Below are 19941 nucleotides of genomic sequence, written 5' to 3'. Positions count from 1 at the left end.
TGCTAAAAATAGTTAATTTCTATAAACTTTTCTATTTTTAGACGTTGAATAAAATTTTACACATGAAAAAAATAGTCGGTTTAATCTTATCAGTTTTGACAATCTCTACATATGCACAAACGAAACAAGACAAAGTTGTTTTGGTAATTCATGGTGGTGCTGGTACAATTCTGAAAAAAAATATGACACCCGAAAAGGAAAAAGCGTACCGAGATGCTTTAGCTGAATCTTTGACAAAAGGTTATGAAGTCATCAAACAGGGTGGCGAAAGTGAAAATGCAGTGATAGAAGCCATAAAAGTAATGGAAAATTCACCTTTGTTTAATGCAGGAAAAGGAGCAGTTTTTACACATGAAGGGAAGAATGAATTAGACGCTTCGTTGATGATCGGAAATACAATGCAAGCTGGAGCTGTGGCTGGAGTTACAACGATTAAAAACCCTATTTTAGCAGCAAAAGCTGTTTTACAAAATTCTGCTCATGTAATGATGGTTGGAAAAGGAGCAGAAGAATTTGCTCAAAATCAAGGTTTAGAAATTGTTGATCCAAGTTATTTCAAAACGGAAGAACGCTGGAATTCTCTTCAAAAAGTTTTGGAAAAAGACAAAGAAAAAATGGAATTAGACCACGATGCTAAAACACATGCGTATGTTCCTTTCAATTTTGTTGACGAAAAATTTGGTACAGTTGGCGCAGTTGCTTTGGATAATAAAGGTCATATCTCGGCAGGAACTTCGACGGGCGGAATGACAAACAAACGTTTTCGTCGTGTTGGTGATTCGCCAATTATCGGAGCTGGAACCTATGCAAATAGCGAAGTTGGTGTTTCGAGTACAGGTTGGGGCGAATACTTTATTAAAGCTGTTGCGGCATATGATGTTGCGGCTTTGATGAATTACAAAAAACTTTCTTCGAAAAAAGCTGGTGAAGAAGTGATCAAGAAAATTGGTGATTTAGGAGGCGATGGCGGAATGATTATTTTAGATAAAAATGGTCAAGCAAGTTTTCCTTTTAACACTGCCGGAATGTATCGCGGAAGTATTACACAATCAGGTAAGATAACTATCGAAATTTATCAATAAATTTGGAACACATTTTAAAATAAAGATATACAATACATGATAAAACAAATTTTACTTACAGCCACTGTTGTTCTTGCAAATTTTGCAACAGCGCAAGTAACCTCTATGATTAATGATAAAAATGTAGATGCTTCGACAAAAGTATATGGAATGGCTCCTTTAAGCGATGAAACAAAGGCTTATGAGAAATTTAATTTTATGTTAGAAAATGCTGCGGCTATACAATTAGGAAAACCAATTTTGGAGTACGGATATCAATCGTCTACTTTTCAAGCACAAGATAATGGAGTGATGATTTATATGGTAAAAGATAAGAAAATTGTCGATCAATGGTTGGTGAATCCTGCGTTGTACAATGTTTTTCACGATGGAATTCCATATTCTTATGATGCCGATAAATTAGCTGTTCTTGCTGATAAATATCCGTTGATTTATAAAGAAGAAAAACGTCAATATAAAACCGAAAAAGAATATCAAAAACAGCGTCCTGCTTTGTTTGCTGATCCTTATAATTTGATTATTACAGAGCCAGATTTTACATACGAAGGATATTTTGATGTGCAATTTCCACAAAACGAACAATTCAAAAGTTCTGAAGCTGCGATTGCTTATTTAAAACCAATTGTGGAGAAATTGACAAAAAAGAAATTTGATATTAATTATACAATTACTGAAAAAAATATTTTAGATCGTACACAATTTACAATAACAGTTGCGGGAGAAGAAAATATCTACAAAAAAATAAAATTAGATAATCTGCAAAAAGGAGATTGGCAATCATTAAGTTATGAAGCTTCGATTTTCCGAAAAGCAAATTAATAGTAAGAAAAGGTTTTTGAAATAATCAAGAACCTTTTTTTTATCCACAAAGATTCGTAATTTGAGTCTTTAACCCAAAGAAATATGAATTCTAACTTCTATAAAATATTACAACATTCAAAAGAAAATCAATCAATTATTGCCGTTTACAATGATCCCGAAGGAGACAATTTTTGGGCTGGATATATTTTAGATTTTAATGACGAATTTTTTACGATGCAACACATTTCGAAATATGGTAAAAAAGATGGAATTTTAATCGAACCTTATTTCAAAATTAGTCGAATAGATGTTGATGATTACTGCAAATGTCTCAATTATTTGAAAGAACATCACACCGATTTGGATCAAGAAAATCCAATCACATTTAATGCAACAGCAGAAGAAAATTGGGTTCGTCAAATTTTAGGCGAAATAAATGATCAAACCGAATATGTCACACGTATTCAATTAAATAACAATAGTCGTTTTGCAGGTTTTATTCGAAATTTAACTGAAGATGATTTCGAGTTGAAATGTATTGGTTCGGAAGGAACAGACGAAGGTTCTTTATATTTTCAGATTGATGATGTTTCGTCGATTCGTGTCAATGATTTAGAAGCTCGCAGAAGATTATTTTTTTATAATTATCGCCGTTCTATCGACTTTTTTGATGAATAATCGAGAGATATTAAATAAAAAAAATCCAACTCAAAACGAGTTGGATTTTTTTGATACTATGTGTTTAATCTTATCCATTTACAGCTTCAACGTTGTCTACAACATCAGGCATCATTTGTTTTAAAATACCTTCGATACCATTTTTAAGCGTTGCTGTAGAAGATGGACAACCAGAACAAGCACCTTGTAATAACATTTTTGCTGTTCGCGTTTCTTCATCAAATTCAATTAATTCGATATTTCCACCATCATTTGCAACTGCTGGTTGAACATATTCGTCTAAAATAGCTTTGATTTGTTGCTCAACAGAAGAAAACTCTTCAGCAGGTTTTACCACAACATGCTCAGGAGCTTCTGTTGTGAATTCATAAAATTCATCAAAAACAGGACCTCCAGCTTGTAAATAATTCGTAATAAACGAACGAACATCCATCGCCCAAAGTGACCAATCTTCTGTTTCGTTTTTCGTTAAAGAAACATAATTATCAACAATAAAAACTTCTTCAACAAAAGGATATTCTTTGTAAATCGCAACAGCTAATGGAACTCCAGCAGCTTTTTCTCTCGATTTTATCTCGATGATTTCTGGCGCTAACATAGAATTTGAAACGAATTTCATCGCAGCAGGATTAGGCGTCATTTCTGCATAAATAGAAATAGGAGCCTTTTTCATTGGTGCTAAAATTGCATTTTCTTCTAAATGTTCATTGATAATTTCTTTCAAATCTTCTGTAACATCAGCCCAATCAACAGCATCTATTTTTTCTATCGCAACAAAATTCGCTGTGATAAATATTTTTTGAATAAATGGTATAGTCAATAAAACTTGCGCTAAAGGAGATTCGGTAGCTGTAGATTCTTTATCGAATTCCACGCCACCTTGTGTTAAAGTCTCGTCACAAACGAACTTCATCACATTATTATTTGGTGTAATTTCTTCGTATACTCTCATAGTTCTACAAAAATACGCTATAAAAATGTATCTTTATCATTAGAATTATAGATTTTGTTATGGCAATAATTAAAGAATTAAATGGGCATACACCAAAGTTCGGTGAAAACTGCTTTTTAGCGGATAATGCTGTGGTTGTAGGAGAGGTAGAAATGGGAGATGATTGCTCAATTTGGTTTTCAGCAGTTGTGCGTGGAGATGTACATTATATCAAAATGGGGAATAAAGTAAATATTCAGGATAACGCAACAATACATGCGACGTATCAAAAATCGCCAACAACAATTGGAAATAACGTTTCGATAGGGCATAATGCTATTGTACATGGTTGTACAATATACGATAATGTTTTGGTTGGAATGGGCGCAATTGTGATGGATGATTGCATTGTTGAATCTAATTCTTTGATTGCTGCTGGTGCAATTTTAACCAAAGGAACGCATGTAAAAGAAGGAGAATTATGGGCTGGAATTCCAGCGAAAAAAATTAAAGATGTTCCAAAAGAATTGAAAGAAGGCGAAATAGAAAGAATCGCCAATAATTATTTGATGTATAGTAGTTGGTATAAATAAAAGAAAGCTCAGTCTGTAACTGAGCTTTTATTTTCTACTTCCAGAAATTCCAAACTTTACCATCAAAAAAGGCAATTGTTTTGGATAAGGAGAAATAATATCATTGACAACATGTCTATACGAGGTAAAACTATTCAATTGTTGTTATCATTTCCAGATTGTGGAACATATTGCGAATCAATTCTGGTTGTAGATTTTCCAAAATCTTCATTAAATATTACCTTTGTTGTTTAAGGTTTAACAAAACTTATACTAAGGAAAATAAAAACATTGAAAAAAGTATATTATTAATCATAATTAATCCAGACAAAAAAAATAAAATGCAGTTTTGTAACAAATTTTTATAAAGAATGTTGAAATGTTTCTAGTAATCAAATAATTACGTTTTTAGTTGCTTGTTAAATGTTTATTAAGTAAATAAAATATTATTAAACAATACGATATGGTAAAGCAGTTAACTTATGATGATTTTGGACATACGCTTCATCATAATCAAATTCAATCGGTTGATGGTAATTATCTTGTTTTTGATAGACGAAATGATGATACAAAAATTGGAGAAACTTCTTCCATTTGTTTACTTCATACGAGAACTTACGAATCCGAAATTATTTATACAACAAATAATCAAACAGAGTTTGGTCCTGGAGTAGGTGCAGCCTCTTTTTCACAAATTGAGAATAAAGTTATTTTTATTCATGGTATTCGAAATGCGAATCAAGCAAATCCGTATTCGGCAACAAGAAGGACAGGTGTCGCAATTGATTTAGAATTTCCAAATCAGCCTATTTTTATGGATGCTCGAAATATAAATTTTCCCTTTACAAATGGTGCTTTGCGTGGAGGAACACATTCGCATTCGTGGCAAAAAGAGAAGAATTGGATTAGTTTTACTTACAACGATTATGTCTTGGAACAAGAATCCAAACACAATTCTAGTATAAAAGATCAGCGAGTGGTTGGAATGATGTTTCCCAAAAAAGTTGAGGTTGATTTTGATAAAACATTAGAGAATAATTTTGGTGAAATGTTTTCGATTATCGTTTCTAGAGTAGTGATAAATCCTAAAAATGGAAGTGATGAAATCGAAAAAGCTTTTGATGAATGTTGGATTAACTCAACAAACAATATCGCATTTCAGGGACATGTGCGTGATGAAAAAGGGAATTTGAAAACGGAAATTTTTATTGCTGAAATTCCAAATGAAATAAGGTTTGATGAAAACGATAATTTAAAAGGAACTTTAACTACTTTGCCAGATGTGCCAAGCTGTATTTCGCAAAAACGAATCACTTTTACTCAAAATGGAATTAGCAATTTTAGACATTGGTTACGTTCTTCACCAGACGGAAAAATCATCTATTTTTTGATGGAAGATGAATTCGATAAAACGCAATTATTTGGTGTAAATTTAGTTTCGAATGAAATTATTCAATATTCTTTTTTAGAAAATTCGATTACCTCTCCATTCAATCTTTCACCAAACGGAAAATATGCTATTTATTTTGTTAACGATAAAATATATCTAAATGATTTAACCGAAAAAAAATCTAAACAAATCTATCAAGTTCAAAAAATCAATAATGAATTAACGGGAATTCCGCATTTTTCTAACGATGGAAAAAAAATCTATTTTAATCAATTTGTTTCAAATAATTTCAATGAAAAGTTTATTCAAATCTTCGAATTAGAGTTATAAAACAAAATTGAAATATGTTAAAGTTCAAAGTTTTCTAAAAAATATTTGTCCCTTATAAAAAATATTTCTAATTTTAGTACAGATACTTAACCGAACCTAAGGTCTATGCTCTTATTCGAGTCTAACCAATGGGAATAAGAACTAAAAAAAACCTCCAATTTGGAGGTTTTTTTTATGTTTTTATTAGTCTTACTTCATACAAATCCTTGCGTCTGTCTTTCATCGTTTTTACAGTTCCATACTCATGCAACTCTTTTAGAAGATAAAGATCAACGTCTGAAATCAGTACCATTTCTGTATTCGGAGTTGCTTCTGCTTTAACTCCATTGTTTGGAAAAGAGAAATCTGAAGGTGTGAAAACTGCCGATTGTGAATATTGAATATCCATATTATTCACACGCGGTAAATTTCCCACAGAGCCTGCAATAGCCACATAACACTCATTTTCTATTGCACGAGCTTGCGCACAACTACGTACTCGCGTATAACCATTTTGCGTATCAGTCATAAATGGAACAAATAAAATTTCCATTCCTTGATCGGCTAAAATACGGCTCAATTCAGGAAATTCGACATCATAACAAATTAGTAAACCTACTTTTCCGCAGTCGGTATCAAAAACTTTTATTTCATCGCCACCATTCAATGCGTAATATTTGAACTCATTTGGTGTAATGTGTATTTTACTATACGAATCTAATTTCCCCGAACGATGACATAAAAATGACGTATTATATAGTTTTCCTTCCTTTAGATGAGGCATAGATCCTGAAATAATATTGACATTATATGTAATTGCAAATTCTTGAATTTTCTTCACAATATCGTCCGTCATCGTTGCTAATTGATGCATCGCTTCAATCTCTTTCAAATGATTATATGGACTCATCAACGGCGAATTGAAAAATTCTGGAAACATAATAAAATCAGAGCCATAATCGCTTACCGCACTTACGAAAAACTCAATTTGATCATAAAAATCTTGTAAACCATTAAATAAACGCATTTGCCATTGCACCAAACCAAGACGAATAGTACGTTTTGTCGGTGAATTAGATTTCAATTCAGGTTCGTAATAGATATTATTCCATTCTAATAAAGTGGCGTATTCTAAGGATTCTTTATCATCTTTCAGATAATTTTTCAAGATTTTTTTAACATTAAAATCATTCGAAATCTGAAAAGCTAAAGTTGAATCATAAATTTCTTTACTTTTTACTTTTTCTATATATTGTCTAGGAGATAATTCTTGCGAATATTTATGATAATTTGGAATACGTCCACCAGCTACAATTGATTTTAGATTCATTTCTTCACAAAGCGCTTTACGTTCGTCATATAAACGTCTTCCCAAGCGCAATTGACGATAATTTGGATGAACAAAAACTTCAATTCCATACATTACATCACCTTCTGGATCATGTTTTAAAAATTTACCATTAGATGTTATCGTATCATAATTCGATTCGATATTCGTTTTTTTCGAATTAACCACAATACTTAATGCCGAAGCAACAACTTTTCCATCCACTTCAACACAAAGTTGACCTTGCGGAAAAATAGCTAATAATTCTTTAATTTCGTCGACAGTCCAAGTTCCAAGCTGATTGTGATAGGCTTCTTTTGTAGATTCAGTCAAATCACTATAATCTTCAAGAGTCAAATTTCTGACCTGAATATTCATTTTATTTAGATTTAGATTATGTTTGAATTTAGCAAATATTAATCCAATAAACAATTTTAAAAAATAAATTTAGACCTATCTTCGTATAGACTAATAAGCATGAAATGAAAGATGTAAAAATAGAGTTTAGAAAGCCTATTTATCCTGTGAGTGACGAATTAAATCATTATTTAGAGAAATATCATCGCAAAACAAAAGCGAGTGTAGAATATGATGATTTGATGCGTTTTTCGGGTTGTGTAGCATTGGAAGATAAGGAAGGAAATGATACGCATTGGTTAGGTGTTTATTATACCGACTCGGAACATCAGGAAATTCAAGATAGTCTAAACAGAATTTACACCTACTTACATTCAGACGGAGATGAGGAGTCTTTGCCTTATCTTGTTGTTGATTCTATTGATTATTGTACGTTCGGAAATTCGAAACCTTTTCGTATTCGGGTTCGTAATATTTTGAATGATAATTATACCAATTTTTACATCAAAAAAGCAGATGCTTCGCGTATTTATGGTTTAGAATTAGAAGATATTTTGTCTCCACATCGAATCAATTTTTTGGTCTACAAAAATACATTGATTGAAGAGCATATTTTAGGAATTCCAGGAGATGTTTTTATCAAAAATTATTTGGATAAATGTAATGATTTAGAGAAAAATCAGATTGCAAAAGAGTTTGTAAAGTTCAATGAACGCTGTTTTATTGGTCTTTTAGGTGATATGCGATCGTATAATTATGTGGTGATTCCAATTCACGATTTTGATCAAGTTATCTATAGAATTCGACCAATAGATTTCGATCAACAATGTTATGAAGGAAATTTAAAAATTTATCGACCACAGTATTTCAAAGAAAATAAAATTATGGTTGATTTGGTGAATAATCGCTTGAAACCAAATTCTGTCGATCAATATAGAAAAGAAGTAAAATCCTTGATTTCGAAAAGAATTTCGAATAGTTCGAAACGTTTTCGTGATTTAATGAAAATCATGAAAAATGATCATATTTCTAAACCAGAAAATGTTGCACAATTACGAACTGGTTTTGCAAAGTTTTATAAAGATCAATCTTACGAAAATTGTGAAAGAATGGGTGAAGTTCTATATAAAGCAATTGCGAATAGTTTGGAACAGATAAAATAAGAAAAGCTTCTCAAAAATAGAGAAGCTTTCTTTTTTTATATAATTTAGAAATTAGTTTTTTAATAACTGCTTTCTGAAACGTAAAGCAACCAATCCTGCCCCTATTACCAATAATGGTAAATAATCATCGATTGGTGCTGGATCAGCATCTTCAACATCTGTTCCACCACCACCGGTTCCTGGTCTAGCAGAACTTTCATTTTGATTAGTTGATTCAAAGAACGAAATCTTATTTTCTTGAGCAGATAGACCTATTGAACAATGCAAAACTCCTGCAACTAAGATAATTTGTTTTATATTTTTCATATTGTACTATTTTATTAGATGTTAAATTATTTGTTTACAACTTTTTGAGTCTTAACTTTTCCGTCTTCAGTCAGAACTTTTATAACTAAAATTCCTTTTGCAGAAGATTCAACTTGGTAAACACTTGCACGAATGTTATTTTTCACAAATATTTTTCTTCCTTGAATATCATACAACTCTACCGAAGAAATTTTATTTTGTTTTGCATCCACTACAATTGTATTGTTTTTAGTATAAACAATAACATTTTCTTTTGACAATTCATCTGTACCTAATGTTTTATTTGTATACACAAGTTCAAAACGAGTATCAAATATTCCTGCTTTAGAAGTGAATGAATAAGCTGATTCTGATAAGTTATGTACTTGATTTAACTCTTTATCTCTTAAATAAACAATCTGTCCTTTTTCAAACAACCCATCAGCTTTCTCTATATTGATTGTGTAATTTCCTTGCTCTAAAGTTTCAAAACCTAATTTTACGACATCATCAGTTTTAAAAGGTAAGCTACGTCCTTGGATTGCATATGCTTCATTATTAATCAATGAGTAGATTGCTGAAGATCCTCTTTGCATCACTTTTGCATCAATTTGATTATCCGCATCGTTTGTAGCTCCATCCATATAAGCTAATAAAATTTGGCTAATTGTTTTACTTTCTTTTGATAAACTTAACCAAATTCTGTTTTTCTCTGCAATTGAATTTTTATAGAAAAATGCATCTTGCGAAGTTCTCATTGTATTGTTAAAATTAACTGTAGGTGTAGCTTGAGAAAGTCCTACGATAAATCCTTGTCCAACAGAAATGTTTGACAAATCAGGAATAACACCACCTACAACGTTGAATGCGGCATAATTATTTGCATATTCTGAAGAACCAACAGGGAATTGATGTGTCCAGAAATATAATGAATTAACATTCTCATTTGCTAATAAGAATTTTTCCACATTAATGTTAGAAGCATAAGGGTTACCAACTAAATTGTATCCATTTGCTGTAAATTGAACAGGAACTGTTATATCTCCATTGAACGGAACACCTAAAAATGCACCATTATGAATTGTATTTTGCCCTGTTGGTAAAGTGTTTTTAACACGGATAGAAACCCCTTTACCTGGTTCAAATAATTTTGAGTCTGTATCTGAAGTTAAAATCTGAGTAAATTCATCTGTTGTTTCATTATATGTCCAAAAACGATTGTATAATGTTTCCGGAGAGAATGAACGTATAGTTTGTTGCGATGCTTCCTGCTGAACCGGAGAAGACCAGAACGTCATATCATTACGAACCATCGATTTACTATCGCGGTTAACTGTAATTGCTCCTGAGTTAGCAACGTTTTGATTTTGGATTAAATTACCACCATTTTCTACAACTAATCCTGTAAGACCAGCTTGATTGTCGATCTTCCCATCAACGATTAAACGAGCACCTGACTTTACGACAACTGAACCTCCAGCATCTGAAACTGTAAACGTTTTAGCTTCTAATTGCGTATCAACTGTTACTTTACCTTTGATGATTACATCTTTTGTAAGATCCGGCGTTCCATTAGACCATGCAGTTCCGTCCCAAGTTGTAGAGTTTTCAGCTGTTGAACATTGAATTTTAACATTGTCAATAAATGCTCTTTTTGCCGATGTTTCTAATTTTAAAGTAGAACCAGCAGCTACGTTTTCAAAACTTACAGTTTGTGTTTCGAAATTATCTGCCATTTTTGACGTATAAACAACATTTTTAGTTTCTGAACCTAATGTAACATTGACACTTCCTTCAATTGTTGTCCAGCCTTTTACATCAAAAGAAACTGTTACATTACCAGCTATTTGATCTAACACTTTTGATGTTATCCCCCCTTTGTTATTACTTGAACCTAACCTAATAGCATTTCCTGCTTGATAAACAGTAGCTACAGTAGGAAAATTAGAATTCCCATTCCAACTTACTGATGAACCTGTTGTCGATGTGTTATTTCCTGATACACCTTCAAAGTCTTCTTCAAAACAATACGTTGCATTTGGATCTGTTACTGAAACATCAAAAGTTGTATTAAATTCGTTATAATTATTATTACTAACGGCAGTTGCAGTAATAGTTGTAGAACCAAGTGCGTCAAAAGATAACATATTTCCATTTGTAGAAACAACAGAATTATTAGCAGAAGTATATACAATATTTAACCCTTGATCTGTTTGTGATGGTAAACCAGAAAAAGTAGTTCCTTGGCTTTGAGTCAAATGCTCAAAAGTATAATTGACTGTTTGATTTGCTTTTGCTATTTCAAAAGTTACATTAGCCAGGTCAGAAGTTCCATATTGATTTGTGGCTGTTAACTGTGCTATAAATGTTCCTGGTTGTTCAGGTGTACCTGAGAAAACACCATTATCAAATGTAATTCCTAAAGGTAATGTCCCCGTTTGCGCCCAAGAGGTAGGGTTATTAGTCGCTGTCACAGCTCCATCAGACAACAATACACCATAAGTTCCTGTAATTGTTCGTGGAGACACAACTGGTTTTTCCGTTGCTACTCCAGCAGCAGTCCAAGAAATATTATCTAAAGTAAGTTGTGGTCCTGCATTTCTAAAAGTTACAGTTACTACTCCTGTTTTGTTTATTTCTACTTCATAATTGTGAATAGTTGTATCGGTACTAGTTGTACCAAAAGTAGGAGAAGTAAAAACAACTACGTTATCTACTAAGATTTCAATCTTTCTATTATTTGAACCTCCAGTAAAAGCTTTTCTGACATCAAAAGATAATTTTCCGATTCCATTAGAAATTGTAGTTTCTAATGTATTTCCTGAAGCTTGAAATAGGATTCCTTTATTTGTGATTGGATATGTACTTTCATTTCTTGCATTTGTATAATTCCATACAATTCCTCCTGTTTCTCCAGTAAATGATCCTGTTGCATAAGAACTACTTAATGCTGTTTGGGACTCAAAAGTTTCTGTTCCCTGTCCAAAAGCAAATCCTGATAACAATAATGTTAATAAGGATGATTTAAAAAAGTAAAGTTTTTTCATACGATAAATTGTTTTAAGTTTTTTTTAAAAAAAGTTAATTTTCTAAACTAATATTAATATAACATTAACAAAAATAATACATAAAATTTACTTAAGTATTTTTAAATGAATATCCTACAAAAAAAATCCGCTAACAAATAAATGTTAACGGATTAATTTTAAATAAAGGGAAAAAATACTATTAATAGTATGTATATCTTCTAACACCTGCAATGTGTTTTGCTAAACGCATTACTTGGTGACTGTATCCATATTCGTTATCATACCAAACATACATCACAACATTTTTACCATCGGCAGAAACAATTGTCGCATTACTATCGAAAATCGACGGAGCAGAAGTTCCAACAATATCCGAAGAAACCAATTCATTGTTCAACGAAAATTTAATTTGCTCAACTAATTCTCCGTTCAATGCAGCATCTTTCATCAAATTGTTTACCGCTTCTACAGAAGTATCTTTACTAACTTCTAAATTCAAGACAACCAAAGATCCATTTGGAACAGGAACACGAATTGCATTCGAAGTTAATTTACCTGCTAAACTTGGTAAAGCTTTTGCTACAGCACTACCAGCACCAGTTTCAGTAATTACCATATTTAAAGCAGCAGCACGTCCACGACGGTATTTTTTGTGCATATTATCAACCAAATTTTGATCGTTTGTATACGCATGTATTGTTTCTAAATGTCCTTTTACAACACCTAAATTATCTTCAACAACTTTCAAAATAGGCGTAATTGCATTTGTTGTACAAGAAGCAGCTGAGAAAATATTTACATTTTCTGGGCTATATTCTTCATGATTAACACCGTAAACAATATTCGGAACACCTTTTCCTGGCGCTGTTAATAAAACTTTATCAGCACCAACAGATTTTAAATGACGAGATAACGCTTCTTCATCTTTAAAAACACCTGTGTTATCAATAATTAAAGCATTATTAATTCCGTAAGCAGTATAATCAATATCTTCTGGTTGAGCTGCAGAAATCATGTAAACAGAAACTCCGTTGATGATTAACGCATTATTTTCGTGATCAGCTACAACGTTTCCATCAAAATCACCATGAACAGAATCATGACGTAACAAAGAAGCTCTTTTTTCTAACAAAACAGGATCGTTTTTATCACGTGTTACAACAGCGCGTAATCTTAATTGTTGACCTTTTCCCATTTGAGAAGCCAACTCACGAGCTAATAAACGTCCGATACGACCAAAACCGTATAAAACAACGTCTTTTGGTTCAACACTTTTTACATTTTTGCTTGCACCTAATTTCTCTTCAACGAAAGCTTCTGCCGAAGCGTAATTCCCAGAAATATATTCTTTAGCTAATTTTCCAACATCAAGTCTAGAAGCTGGTAATTTAGCTTCAGAAATAGCTTTAGCAATCGCTAATGTATCGTCGATAGCAATCTTTTTTTCTACAAATTCCTCAGCATACTGATGTAGATTTACGATGTCACTAACGTTTTTATCAACTAATTGATTACGGAAAATTACCAATTCAACAGATTGATCATACCATAAATCTGAAACAATTTTAATGAATTCTACAACCTTTTTGCTCATTTCATTGAAAGATGCAAGTTGTTGATCATAAGAAGAGTGGTTCATTTAATAAATGTTTATTTGTGTTTATTTACTTAATTCTTGGCAAAAGTAATCAATTATAACGATTTCGTACATTTTTTTTACAAAAACTAATTATTGTCATAAAAACACAACTATTCCTACGAAAATACTAAAATATAGAAAAAAAATAAATTTTTAATAGGAAATTTTAAATTTTATGAATACTAATAAGTAGCTATTAACCATTATTTTATTGTTTAATTTAAATTGAATTGAATTTTACGAAAACGTTTTCGTAAAATAATTGTTAAAAATTTTTATTTGCAAATTCGAAAAAGCGTTCTATATTTGCACTCGCAATACGGCAATAAACGCTGTGTTGGAGAGTTGGCAGAGTGGTCGAATGCGGCAGTCTTGAAAACTGTTGAGGGTCACACCTCCGGGGGTTCGAATCCCTCACTCTCCGCTGAAAGGGATTCTATTACTTAGAATCTCTTTTTTTGTATAAATAAAAAAGTTTTCTTCCTTTATTTTCAAATGGTTACTCGAAAATAAATCCATCATTGTAGGTATTTGATAAATCCCATTTTCATAGTGTAAACTGCTGTCGAACACTATGTTTACAAATTCTTTTTTCTGTAAAGTATTAGCTTTAGAATAAACAAACTTCATATCTGTTAATTGGTTCAGATTCTTTTCTAAGATTTTAAAAGCAACTTGTTGATCAGTACTATATCGCTCTATTGCCCCTTTAAGAGTTATAATTTCATCATTGTAACTAGAAAACCAACGTTGATACGTATCCTTGCTTACTTCGTTTTTAATCCATTTTTCTTCTACCGAAAATAATTTCTCTTGAACTGCTAGTAATTGATTTTGTTTTTCAACAACCTTTTTTCTATTGTTTGACAACTCGATTTCAAGTGATTTATTCGTTTCAGATTTAATTTTATTGAGTTGAACAGATGATAAACTCATTAACTCACAAATTTGAAGAAATTGTTGATGAGCTTTTTTAGCACTAATGTTATTGTGTCGTGAGTGTCTGCATTTATAATAGTAAAAATATTTTCCTGATTTCCCCCTCGACGGTGCTCCTGATAATGGTGTTCCACAATGGCATTTTAATATTCCGCGTAATGGAAGTTCATCATCTATGACTACACGCTGTTTAGTTGGATTCTTAAATTTTTCTTGAACCATCATCCATGAAGTTTTATCGATGATTGGTTCATGTATCGCATCAAATAATCCTCCAGAATAATTTTTATAAGCTTCCACTTTTAATAATCCAGCATAAACAGAATTTTTCAGAACACGTTCAATCGCCATATTTCCTTTAGTGGTGAAACCAAGATTTCTAGCTTCTTCTTTTATCAAATAAAGTGGCGTGTTTTTAAGAAAAGCGTCATAAATATAGCGGACAATTTTAGCTTCTGTTTCTTCTACAATTAGTTTTCGTTCTTTTCGTTCACCGATTTTTCTGTAGCCAAATGGAGCATTTTTAAAAACAAATCTTCCTTCTTTTGCTTTAGCAGTATATATACCGCCTTTTACTTTTATACTTCGATTAATGTTGTCTTCTTCGGCTAGAAGTAATTGTAAACCTGCTCTGAAAAAACTACCAGGCGTGTCGTAATCGAAGATTATTCCCTCTGTAACGCTTACAACTTGAATGTTGTATTTTTTCTGAAGCAATTTCACCATACTCATCGCTTCACCTGCATCGCGACTAAAACGATCCAATTGGTCGACAAGAAGATAATCAACTGTTTTGTAATGTTTCTTAATAAAGTCTTTGAGTTTAATAAAATCTGGACGATCAAATGTGCGAGCACTTTTACCACGATCAATAAAAGTGTCTATTAATTTAATTTCATTAAATTCTAACCATTGATCAGTATAAAGTTCTTGTCGTTCTATTGAACCATTACTCTGTCCGAGCTGACTAAACCTAAGGTATCTTATTGCTCTTTTCATAGTATTCCTTTAAAGTGGTAGATAAAATGATCTCTATAATCAAATTTACAACTTTTTCTTCCTTCTTAGCTAGTCTTTTTTGATTTACATCAATATTATCTTTTTGATTATCAGTTATTTTTAAATATCCATCACCTTTCTTCATTATCTTAGTCTTTATTATTCATAAAGTTTTTAAACATTTGAATCGTTTAATAAAAAGTAGTTCTAAATGATGAAGTAGCTATAAATAGGCATTTGTTGGAGCTATATGTCAGGTATTGGTTTTCATTACTTCGCATTCCAAGTAAGCACAAAAAAAGCAGTAATCGTTAAAAATACTGCTTGTGTAGTTTAAAACTAAACTTTGATAACTCCATAAAAATTAAAAGCTAACTCTGGTTCCGTTCAACAAGCTTTGATCTCATGCCCTCTAGGCAAGACGAAAACTTAGTTATTATGTGATGTTTTTATTCCTTGTAAAAGTGATTATGAATTTTTTCAATGAAATCTATTCCCTCTTTGTTTAATGTTTCTTTTATTTTTGCTAAACTATTGTTAATTAGCGTCATTATATGGCATTATAGTTTTTTACTTTTGGTATTATTAATTCTAAATTATTTGACAATGATTTCAATTTTAGCAATCAAACCAGGCCCAAAACCTAGTAAACCTGATGGAACTCCTGATAAAAGGAGAAGAGTAACGCCTTCTAATCAACCCAAACATCCAGGATTAAAACCTCATAAACACAAACCTGGAGATTAATTCTAAAAATTAGTATTCGTCACAAAAAAGTGGCGAATACTTTTTTAGTAAAATAATTTTAATAAATCTATCTAATAATACGGGAAACCGTAATTTAAACAATAATCTAATATCTAACTTTATAAAAAAATATGAAATAAGAAAGAACAATATAAATAATACCAATTGAATTATTAGGATAATAATTTTTTTAGTTGGAAGGTGTTTTATGAGAAATTTTTCATTATTATTTATAGACTCTTATCATATATTAAAGTAAAAACATACAACTAATTACTCTATATATTAATTAATACAACTATTTCTTTAAACGTTATATTGATTTTATTAATTTGAAGTATATTAGTAATATTAAATTTAAAGAGCTATATTTTAATTAATTTTGTACATTATTTAGCACATAAATGAGTGATTTAAAATACATAGATTTATTTTCGGGATGTGGAGGTTTATCATTAGGATTACATAATTCTAAATGGTCAGGCATTTTCGCAATAGAAAAAAATCCAGATGCTTTTAAAACTTTAGAGTTTAATTTAATCAAAAATAAAAAACATTTTGATTGGCCAACTTGGTTACTTCAATCTGCTCACGATATCAATGAAGTTTTAAAAAACCATAAAAAAGAATTAGAAAAGCTTAAAGGAAAAGTAAATTTAATAGCTGGAGGTCCTCCGTGTCAAGGTTTTTCTATGGCAGGAAGAAGAAATGAAGCTGATGAAAGAAATAATCTAATTAATTCTTACATTGAATTTGTTAGTTTAGTAGAGCCTGATTTAATTTTCTTCGAAAACGTGAAAGGTTTTACGATGGAATTTAAGAAAAATAAAGAAAAAGGTATTGCATACTCTAAAATTGTTTTAGAAAGCTTAGATAAACTTGGGTATTACGTACAAGGAAAGTTAGTTAATTTCTCTGAATATGGTGTACCTCAGAAAAGAACACGATTTATTTTAGTAGGAGTAAAGAAAATATTGCCTAATGCATCTCAAGAATTAGCCGATTCTTTTTATTCAGATTTAGAAAAAAATAAATTTTCTTTTTTAAAATCGAAGAAAATAGGCGTATTTAATACTGTTCAAGATGCAATCTCAGATTTACATCAAAGCAATGGTTTAGTAGAATCGTTGGATTCTCCAGGTTTCAATTCGGCATATTATGGAGATGCAACATCCAAGTATCAAAAATATATTAGAAAAAATACTAAAAGCCCTATTCCTGATAGCCATCGTTTTGCAAAACATCAACCTACAACTGTAGCTAAATTCCGCAATATTTTAGAATTAACTGCAAGTAGACGAAATCTTGATATTTCGAAGGAGATTAGAGAAACGTACAATATAAAAAAACACACTATCATACCTCTTTCTGCAAATGCCTGTAGTCCAACAATTACAACATTACCAGACGATTATATTCATTATTTAGAACCAAGGATTATGACGGTTCGTGAATATGCGCGTTTACAATCTTTTCCTGATTGGTATAAATTTCAAGGAAAATATACTACGGGAGGAAAATTAAGAAAACAAGAAGTCCCTAGATATTCACAAATAGGAAATGCCATTCCGCCATTATTTGCTGAACAAGCAGGTATAATTTTACAAAATTTTTTAAATGGGTAATAAGGAGTTTGATAAAGGGTTTCTACAGTTTGATGTAAAGACAGGGATGAAAAATATCATCGGTAGAGATTTGATTACTGATGATTTTATTGCGATATATGAGCTTGTAAAAAATTCTTATGATGCTTATGCAGATTATGTGAAAATCATTTTTAAAAAAGATGAAATAATCATTGCTGACAATGGAAAAGGAATGTCTAAAGATGATTTAGTAAAGAAATGGTTTGCCGTTGCTTATTCTGCAAAAAAAGACAATACAGAAGATAATGATTTGAAAAGAGATTCACATCTTAATAACTTGAAATCTAGAAGATTTTACGCGGGAGCTAAAGGTGTTGGTCGATTTTCTTGTGATAGACTAGGAAATGAATTAGAACTTATTACGTCTAAAAGTGATTCCAATCAGACATTTAAAGTTGAAGTGGATTGGGAAGCATTTGAAAAAGATGCAAAACAAAGTTTTAGTGATATTAATGTGCCGTTTGAAGAAATTGAAAATATTTCATTATTTCCTAAACAGAGAAATCATGGAACAATTTTACATATTAAAAAATTAAATTCTAAATGGGAGGAGCGGAAGCTAATTGAATTAAAAAGATCATTAGAGAAGTTGATAAACCCTTTTTCTAACGAAAAAGATTTTTTAATTGAAATTGAAGTTTCAGGACTGGACTATTTAAATGAATTACAAGCTTCTGGACTGAATGGTGTTATTGGAAATAACATTTTAAAGGTTTTAGATTTAAAAACTACTCAATTAGAGTTGAAAGTTACCGATGAGATAATAAGTACAAAAGTACTTGATAGAGGAGTTTTAATATATCATATTGAGGAAGTTAATCTTTTTAGCAATTTAATAGATGATTTAGAGATAAACTTGTATTTCTTAAACCGAAGCGCGAAGATTAACTTTGGTAAGTTAATGGATATTGAACCTGTAAATTACGGAAATGTATTTCTTTACAAAAATGGATTTAGGGTACAACCCTATGGAAATGTTGGAGATGATAGCTGGGAAATAGATACAAGGAAACAACAAGGATATAATCGTTTTCTTGGTACAAGAGATCTATTTGGAAGGGTTGATTTAACTACTGATAAAAACGACGAATTTAAAGAAGTTTCAAGCCGAAATGGAGGATTAGTAGAATCTATAGGTAAAATTAAACTCTTTGAAATCTTTACTGATAAAGCACTAAAAAGATTAGAGAGGTATGTTGTTGGTGTGCTTTGGGGTGAAGGTTTTAGAAGAAAAAATTATTTTCTTGATACAGAACTTGCTGATAAATTACGTAGTAATCTTTCTGAAGATAAAGATAAAGATTCCTACGAGGATGCACTTAATAATTTAGGCAGTAAGATTGATTTTGTTAATCTTATTAAATCTTTAAGTGACGATAAGAATATTAAAATTATCAACTATAACAAAGACTTAGTTAATCTGGTAAATGAAAGACTAGATGATGTACAACCTAAATTCATTACCGATTTAGAAAAAATTGCAGAAAGAACAAATGATAAAGATTTACTAAATCAAATTAAGTTAACCGAAGATAACTTTAATAAAATAGTTAATGAAAAGGAACAGGCTTTAGCAAGAGAAGAAGAAGAACGCAAAAGAAGAATTGAAGCTGAGATAAAAGCAAAGGAAGAAGCAATAAAAAGAGCTGAGGCAGAAAAAAAACAAAAAGAAGAGAAAGATAAAAGATTAAAAGCAGAAGTTGAAACTGAAAGGAAAGAAAAAGAAAGAGCTTTAGCAGAACTTGCAAAATTTAAAGCGGAGCAAAAAGCTAAAGAAGAAGAAGAAAAACGAAAAGATGTTTCAGATAAACTAGATATTGAAACTAAAAAAAATCAATATCTAAATGCAACAAGAAAAACATTAAGTGATGATGCGACACTATCACAAGAAGTGTGTAAGTTTAGAAGTGACGGCTTGGATTTTTATAATCTTAGCCTTTCTTCAAAAATAAGCATAAATTGGTTTAAAATCAAACCCCAATAATGGATGGGAATTGTCCATTTTTTGGTCGATTCTTTGAAAGCAAGATAAACCGATTTCAAAAAT

At 31.1% G+C, this 19941-nt stretch carries 15 protein-coding genes, 1 tRNA gene and 1 pseudogene; 10 read left to right on the top strand and 7 right to left on the bottom strand.

Annotation, left to right across the window (positions count from 1 at the left end):
* The first annotated feature begins 62 nt into the window (after positions 1-62).
* The 3 genes from B4J88_RS00890 to B4J88_RS00880 all read left to right on the top strand — a co-directional run bounded on the left by B4J88_RS00890 (position 63) and on the right by B4J88_RS00880 (position 2561).
* On the top strand, positions 63-1082 hold the full coding sequence (locus B4J88_RS00890; RefSeq protein ID WP_291065911.1) for an isoaspartyl peptidase/L-asparaginase family protein: 1020 nt from the start codon (positions 63-65) through the stop codon (positions 1080-1082).
* A gap of 36 nt (positions 1083-1118) precedes the next feature.
* Positions 1119-1901: a hypothetical protein gene (locus tag B4J88_RS00885; protein ID WP_114999766.1), complete on the top strand. Its 783-nt coding sequence runs from the start codon at positions 1119-1121 to the stop codon at positions 1899-1901.
* Between the two features lie 84 nt (positions 1902-1985).
* Positions 1986-2561: a hypothetical protein gene (locus tag B4J88_RS00880; RefSeq protein ID WP_114999765.1), complete on the top strand. Its 576-nt coding sequence runs from the start codon at positions 1986-1988 to the stop codon at positions 2559-2561.
* Positions 2562-2631: 70 nt separating this feature from the next.
* Here the strand turns inward: B4J88_RS00880 and B4J88_RS00875 are convergent, their stop codons facing one another.
* The gene (locus tag B4J88_RS00875; RefSeq protein WP_125348840.1) at positions 2632-3513 is read right to left on the bottom strand and encodes a NifU family protein; all 882 of its coding nucleotides are present in this window, start codon (positions 3511-3513) and stop codon (positions 2632-2634) included.
* Between the two features lie 59 nt (positions 3514-3572).
* On the opposite strand from B4J88_RS00875, the gene B4J88_RS00870 reads away from it, so the two are divergent.
* Entirely contained in the window at positions 3573-4085 is a 513-nt protein-coding gene (locus tag B4J88_RS00870; RefSeq protein WP_125348841.1) for a gamma carbonic anhydrase family protein, read from the top strand.
* A 442-nt stretch (positions 4086-4527) separates the two neighbouring features.
* Positions 4528-5784 (top strand): DUF3748 domain-containing protein, encoded by a 1257-nt coding sequence (locus B4J88_RS00865; RefSeq protein WP_291065909.1) that lies wholly within the window; start codon positions 4528-4530, stop codon positions 5782-5784.
* A gap of 172 nt (positions 5785-5956) precedes the next feature.
* Here B4J88_RS00865 and B4J88_RS00860 read toward each other — a convergent pair whose 3' ends face one another.
* Entirely contained in the window at positions 5957-7468 is a 1512-nt protein-coding gene (locus B4J88_RS00860) for a carbon-nitrogen hydrolase family protein (protein ID WP_219034775.1), read from the bottom strand.
* A 104-nt stretch (positions 7469-7572) separates the two neighbouring features.
* Between B4J88_RS00860 and B4J88_RS00855 the strand changes: the two genes are divergently transcribed.
* Positions 7573-8610, top strand: coding sequence for a hypothetical protein (locus tag B4J88_RS00855; RefSeq protein WP_180904915.1), 1038 nt, complete (start codon positions 7573-7575; stop codon positions 8608-8610).
* Between the two features lie 51 nt (positions 8611-8661).
* On the opposite strand, the gene B4J88_RS00850 is transcribed toward B4J88_RS00855, so the two are convergent.
* The 3 genes from B4J88_RS00850 to B4J88_RS00840 form a co-directional block, all read right to left on the bottom strand.
* Positions 8662-8877: a hypothetical protein gene (locus B4J88_RS00850; RefSeq protein WP_291065907.1), complete on the bottom strand. Its 216-nt coding sequence runs from the start codon at positions 8875-8877 to the stop codon at positions 8662-8664.
* 65 nt (positions 8878-8942) lie between these two features.
* On the bottom strand, positions 8943-11942 hold the full coding sequence (locus tag B4J88_RS00845) for a hypothetical protein (RefSeq protein ID WP_291065905.1): 3000 nt from the start codon (positions 11940-11942) through the stop codon (positions 8943-8945).
* Positions 11943-12123: 181 nt separating this feature from the next.
* On the bottom strand, positions 12124-13563 hold the full coding sequence (locus tag B4J88_RS00840) for a glyceraldehyde-3-phosphate dehydrogenase (protein WP_291065903.1): 1440 nt from the start codon (positions 13561-13563) through the stop codon (positions 12124-12126).
* Between the two features lie 339 nt (positions 13564-13902).
* Between B4J88_RS00840 and B4J88_RS00835 the strand changes: the two genes are divergently transcribed.
* A tRNA-Ser gene (locus tag B4J88_RS00835) sits at positions 13903-13987 on the top strand.
* On the opposite strand, the gene B4J88_RS00830 is transcribed toward B4J88_RS00835, so the two are convergent.
* Together B4J88_RS00830 and B4J88_RS00825 are read right to left on the bottom strand one after the other, a co-directional pair.
* Positions 13978-15501, bottom strand: coding sequence for a recombinase family protein (locus B4J88_RS00830; protein ID WP_291065901.1), 1524 nt, complete (start codon positions 15499-15501; stop codon positions 13978-13980). The genes B4J88_RS00835 and B4J88_RS00830 overlap by 10 nt on opposite strands.
* Positions 15476-15646, bottom strand: coding sequence for a hypothetical protein (locus B4J88_RS00825; RefSeq protein ID WP_291065900.1), 171 nt, complete (start codon positions 15644-15646; stop codon positions 15476-15478). The genes B4J88_RS00830 and B4J88_RS00825 overlap by 26 nt, the downstream gene beginning before the upstream one ends.
* Before the next feature lie 461 nt (positions 15647-16107).
* On the opposite strand from B4J88_RS00825, the gene B4J88_RS00820 reads away from it, so the two are divergent.
* The 3 genes and pseudogenes from B4J88_RS00820 to B4J88_RS15255 form a co-directional block, all read left to right on the top strand.
* Complete coding sequence (locus B4J88_RS00820) at positions 16108-16248, top strand: hypothetical protein (protein WP_291065898.1); 141 nt, start codon at positions 16108-16110, stop codon at positions 16246-16248.
* A gap of 404 nt (positions 16249-16652) precedes the next feature.
* Positions 16653-17873, top strand: coding sequence for a DNA cytosine methyltransferase (locus B4J88_RS00815; protein WP_291065897.1), 1221 nt, complete (start codon positions 16653-16655; stop codon positions 17871-17873).
* Positions 17866-18366: pseudogene (locus B4J88_RS15255) on the top strand (ATP-binding protein); the annotation flags it as partial. The gene B4J88_RS00815 and the pseudogene B4J88_RS15255, both read left to right, overlap by 8 nt.
* Between the last annotated feature and the right edge of the window lie 1575 nt (positions 18367-19941).

The organism is Empedobacter sp. UBA5036 (genome assembly GCF_002415215.1).
GTDB lineage: Bacteria > Bacteroidota > Bacteroidia > Flavobacteriales > Weeksellaceae > Empedobacter > Empedobacter falsenii_B.
This window is presented reverse-complemented; position numbering and strand designations above follow the sequence as displayed.

What these genes read in the sequence shown, in the direction of transcription:
- B4J88_RS00890 (WP_291065911.1), top strand. Translation starts at nt 63, where the DNA reads ATGAAAAAAATAGTCGGTTTAATCTTATCAGTTTTGACAATCTCTACA.
- B4J88_RS00885 (WP_114999766.1), top strand. Translation starts at nt 1,119, where the DNA reads ATGATAAAACAAATTTTACTTACAGCCACTGTTGTTCTTGCAAATTTT.
- B4J88_RS00880 (WP_114999765.1), top strand. Translation starts at nt 1,986, where the DNA reads ATGAATTCTAACTTCTATAAAATATTACAACATTCAAAAGAAAATCAA.
- B4J88_RS00875 (WP_125348840.1), bottom strand. Translation starts at nt 3,513, where the DNA reads ATGAGAGTATACGAAGAAATTACACCAAATAATAATGTGATGAAGTTC.
- B4J88_RS00870 (WP_125348841.1), top strand. Translation starts at nt 3,573, where the DNA reads ATGGCAATAATTAAAGAATTAAATGGGCATACACCAAAGTTCGGTGAA.
- B4J88_RS00865 (WP_291065909.1), top strand. Translation starts at nt 4,528, where the DNA reads ATGGTAAAGCAGTTAACTTATGATGATTTTGGACATACGCTTCATCAT.
- B4J88_RS00860 (WP_219034775.1), bottom strand. Translation starts at nt 7,468, where the DNA reads ATGAATATTCAGGTCAGAAATTTGACTCTTGAAGATTATAGTGATTTG.
- B4J88_RS00855 (WP_180904915.1), top strand. Translation starts at nt 7,573, where the DNA reads ATGAAAGATGTAAAAATAGAGTTTAGAAAGCCTATTTATCCTGTGAGT.
- B4J88_RS00845 (WP_291065905.1), bottom strand. Translation starts at nt 11,942, where the DNA reads ATGAAAAAACTTTACTTTTTTAAATCATCCTTATTAACATTATTGTTA.
- B4J88_RS00840 (WP_291065903.1), bottom strand. Translation starts at nt 13,563, where the DNA reads ATGAACCACTCTTCTTATGATCAACAACTTGCATCTTTCAATGAAATG.
- B4J88_RS00830 (WP_291065901.1), bottom strand. Translation starts at nt 15,501, where the DNA reads ATGAAAAGAGCAATAAGATACCTTAGGTTTAGTCAGCTCGGACAGAGT.
- B4J88_RS00825 (WP_291065900.1), bottom strand. Translation starts at nt 15,646, where the DNA reads ATGAAGAAAGGTGATGGATATTTAAAAATAACTGATAATCAAAAAGAT.
- B4J88_RS00820 (WP_291065898.1), top strand. Translation starts at nt 16,108, where the DNA reads ATGATTTCAATTTTAGCAATCAAACCAGGCCCAAAACCTAGTAAACCT.
- B4J88_RS00815 (WP_291065897.1), top strand. Translation starts at nt 16,653, where the DNA reads ATGAGTGATTTAAAATACATAGATTTATTTTCGGGATGTGGAGGTTTA.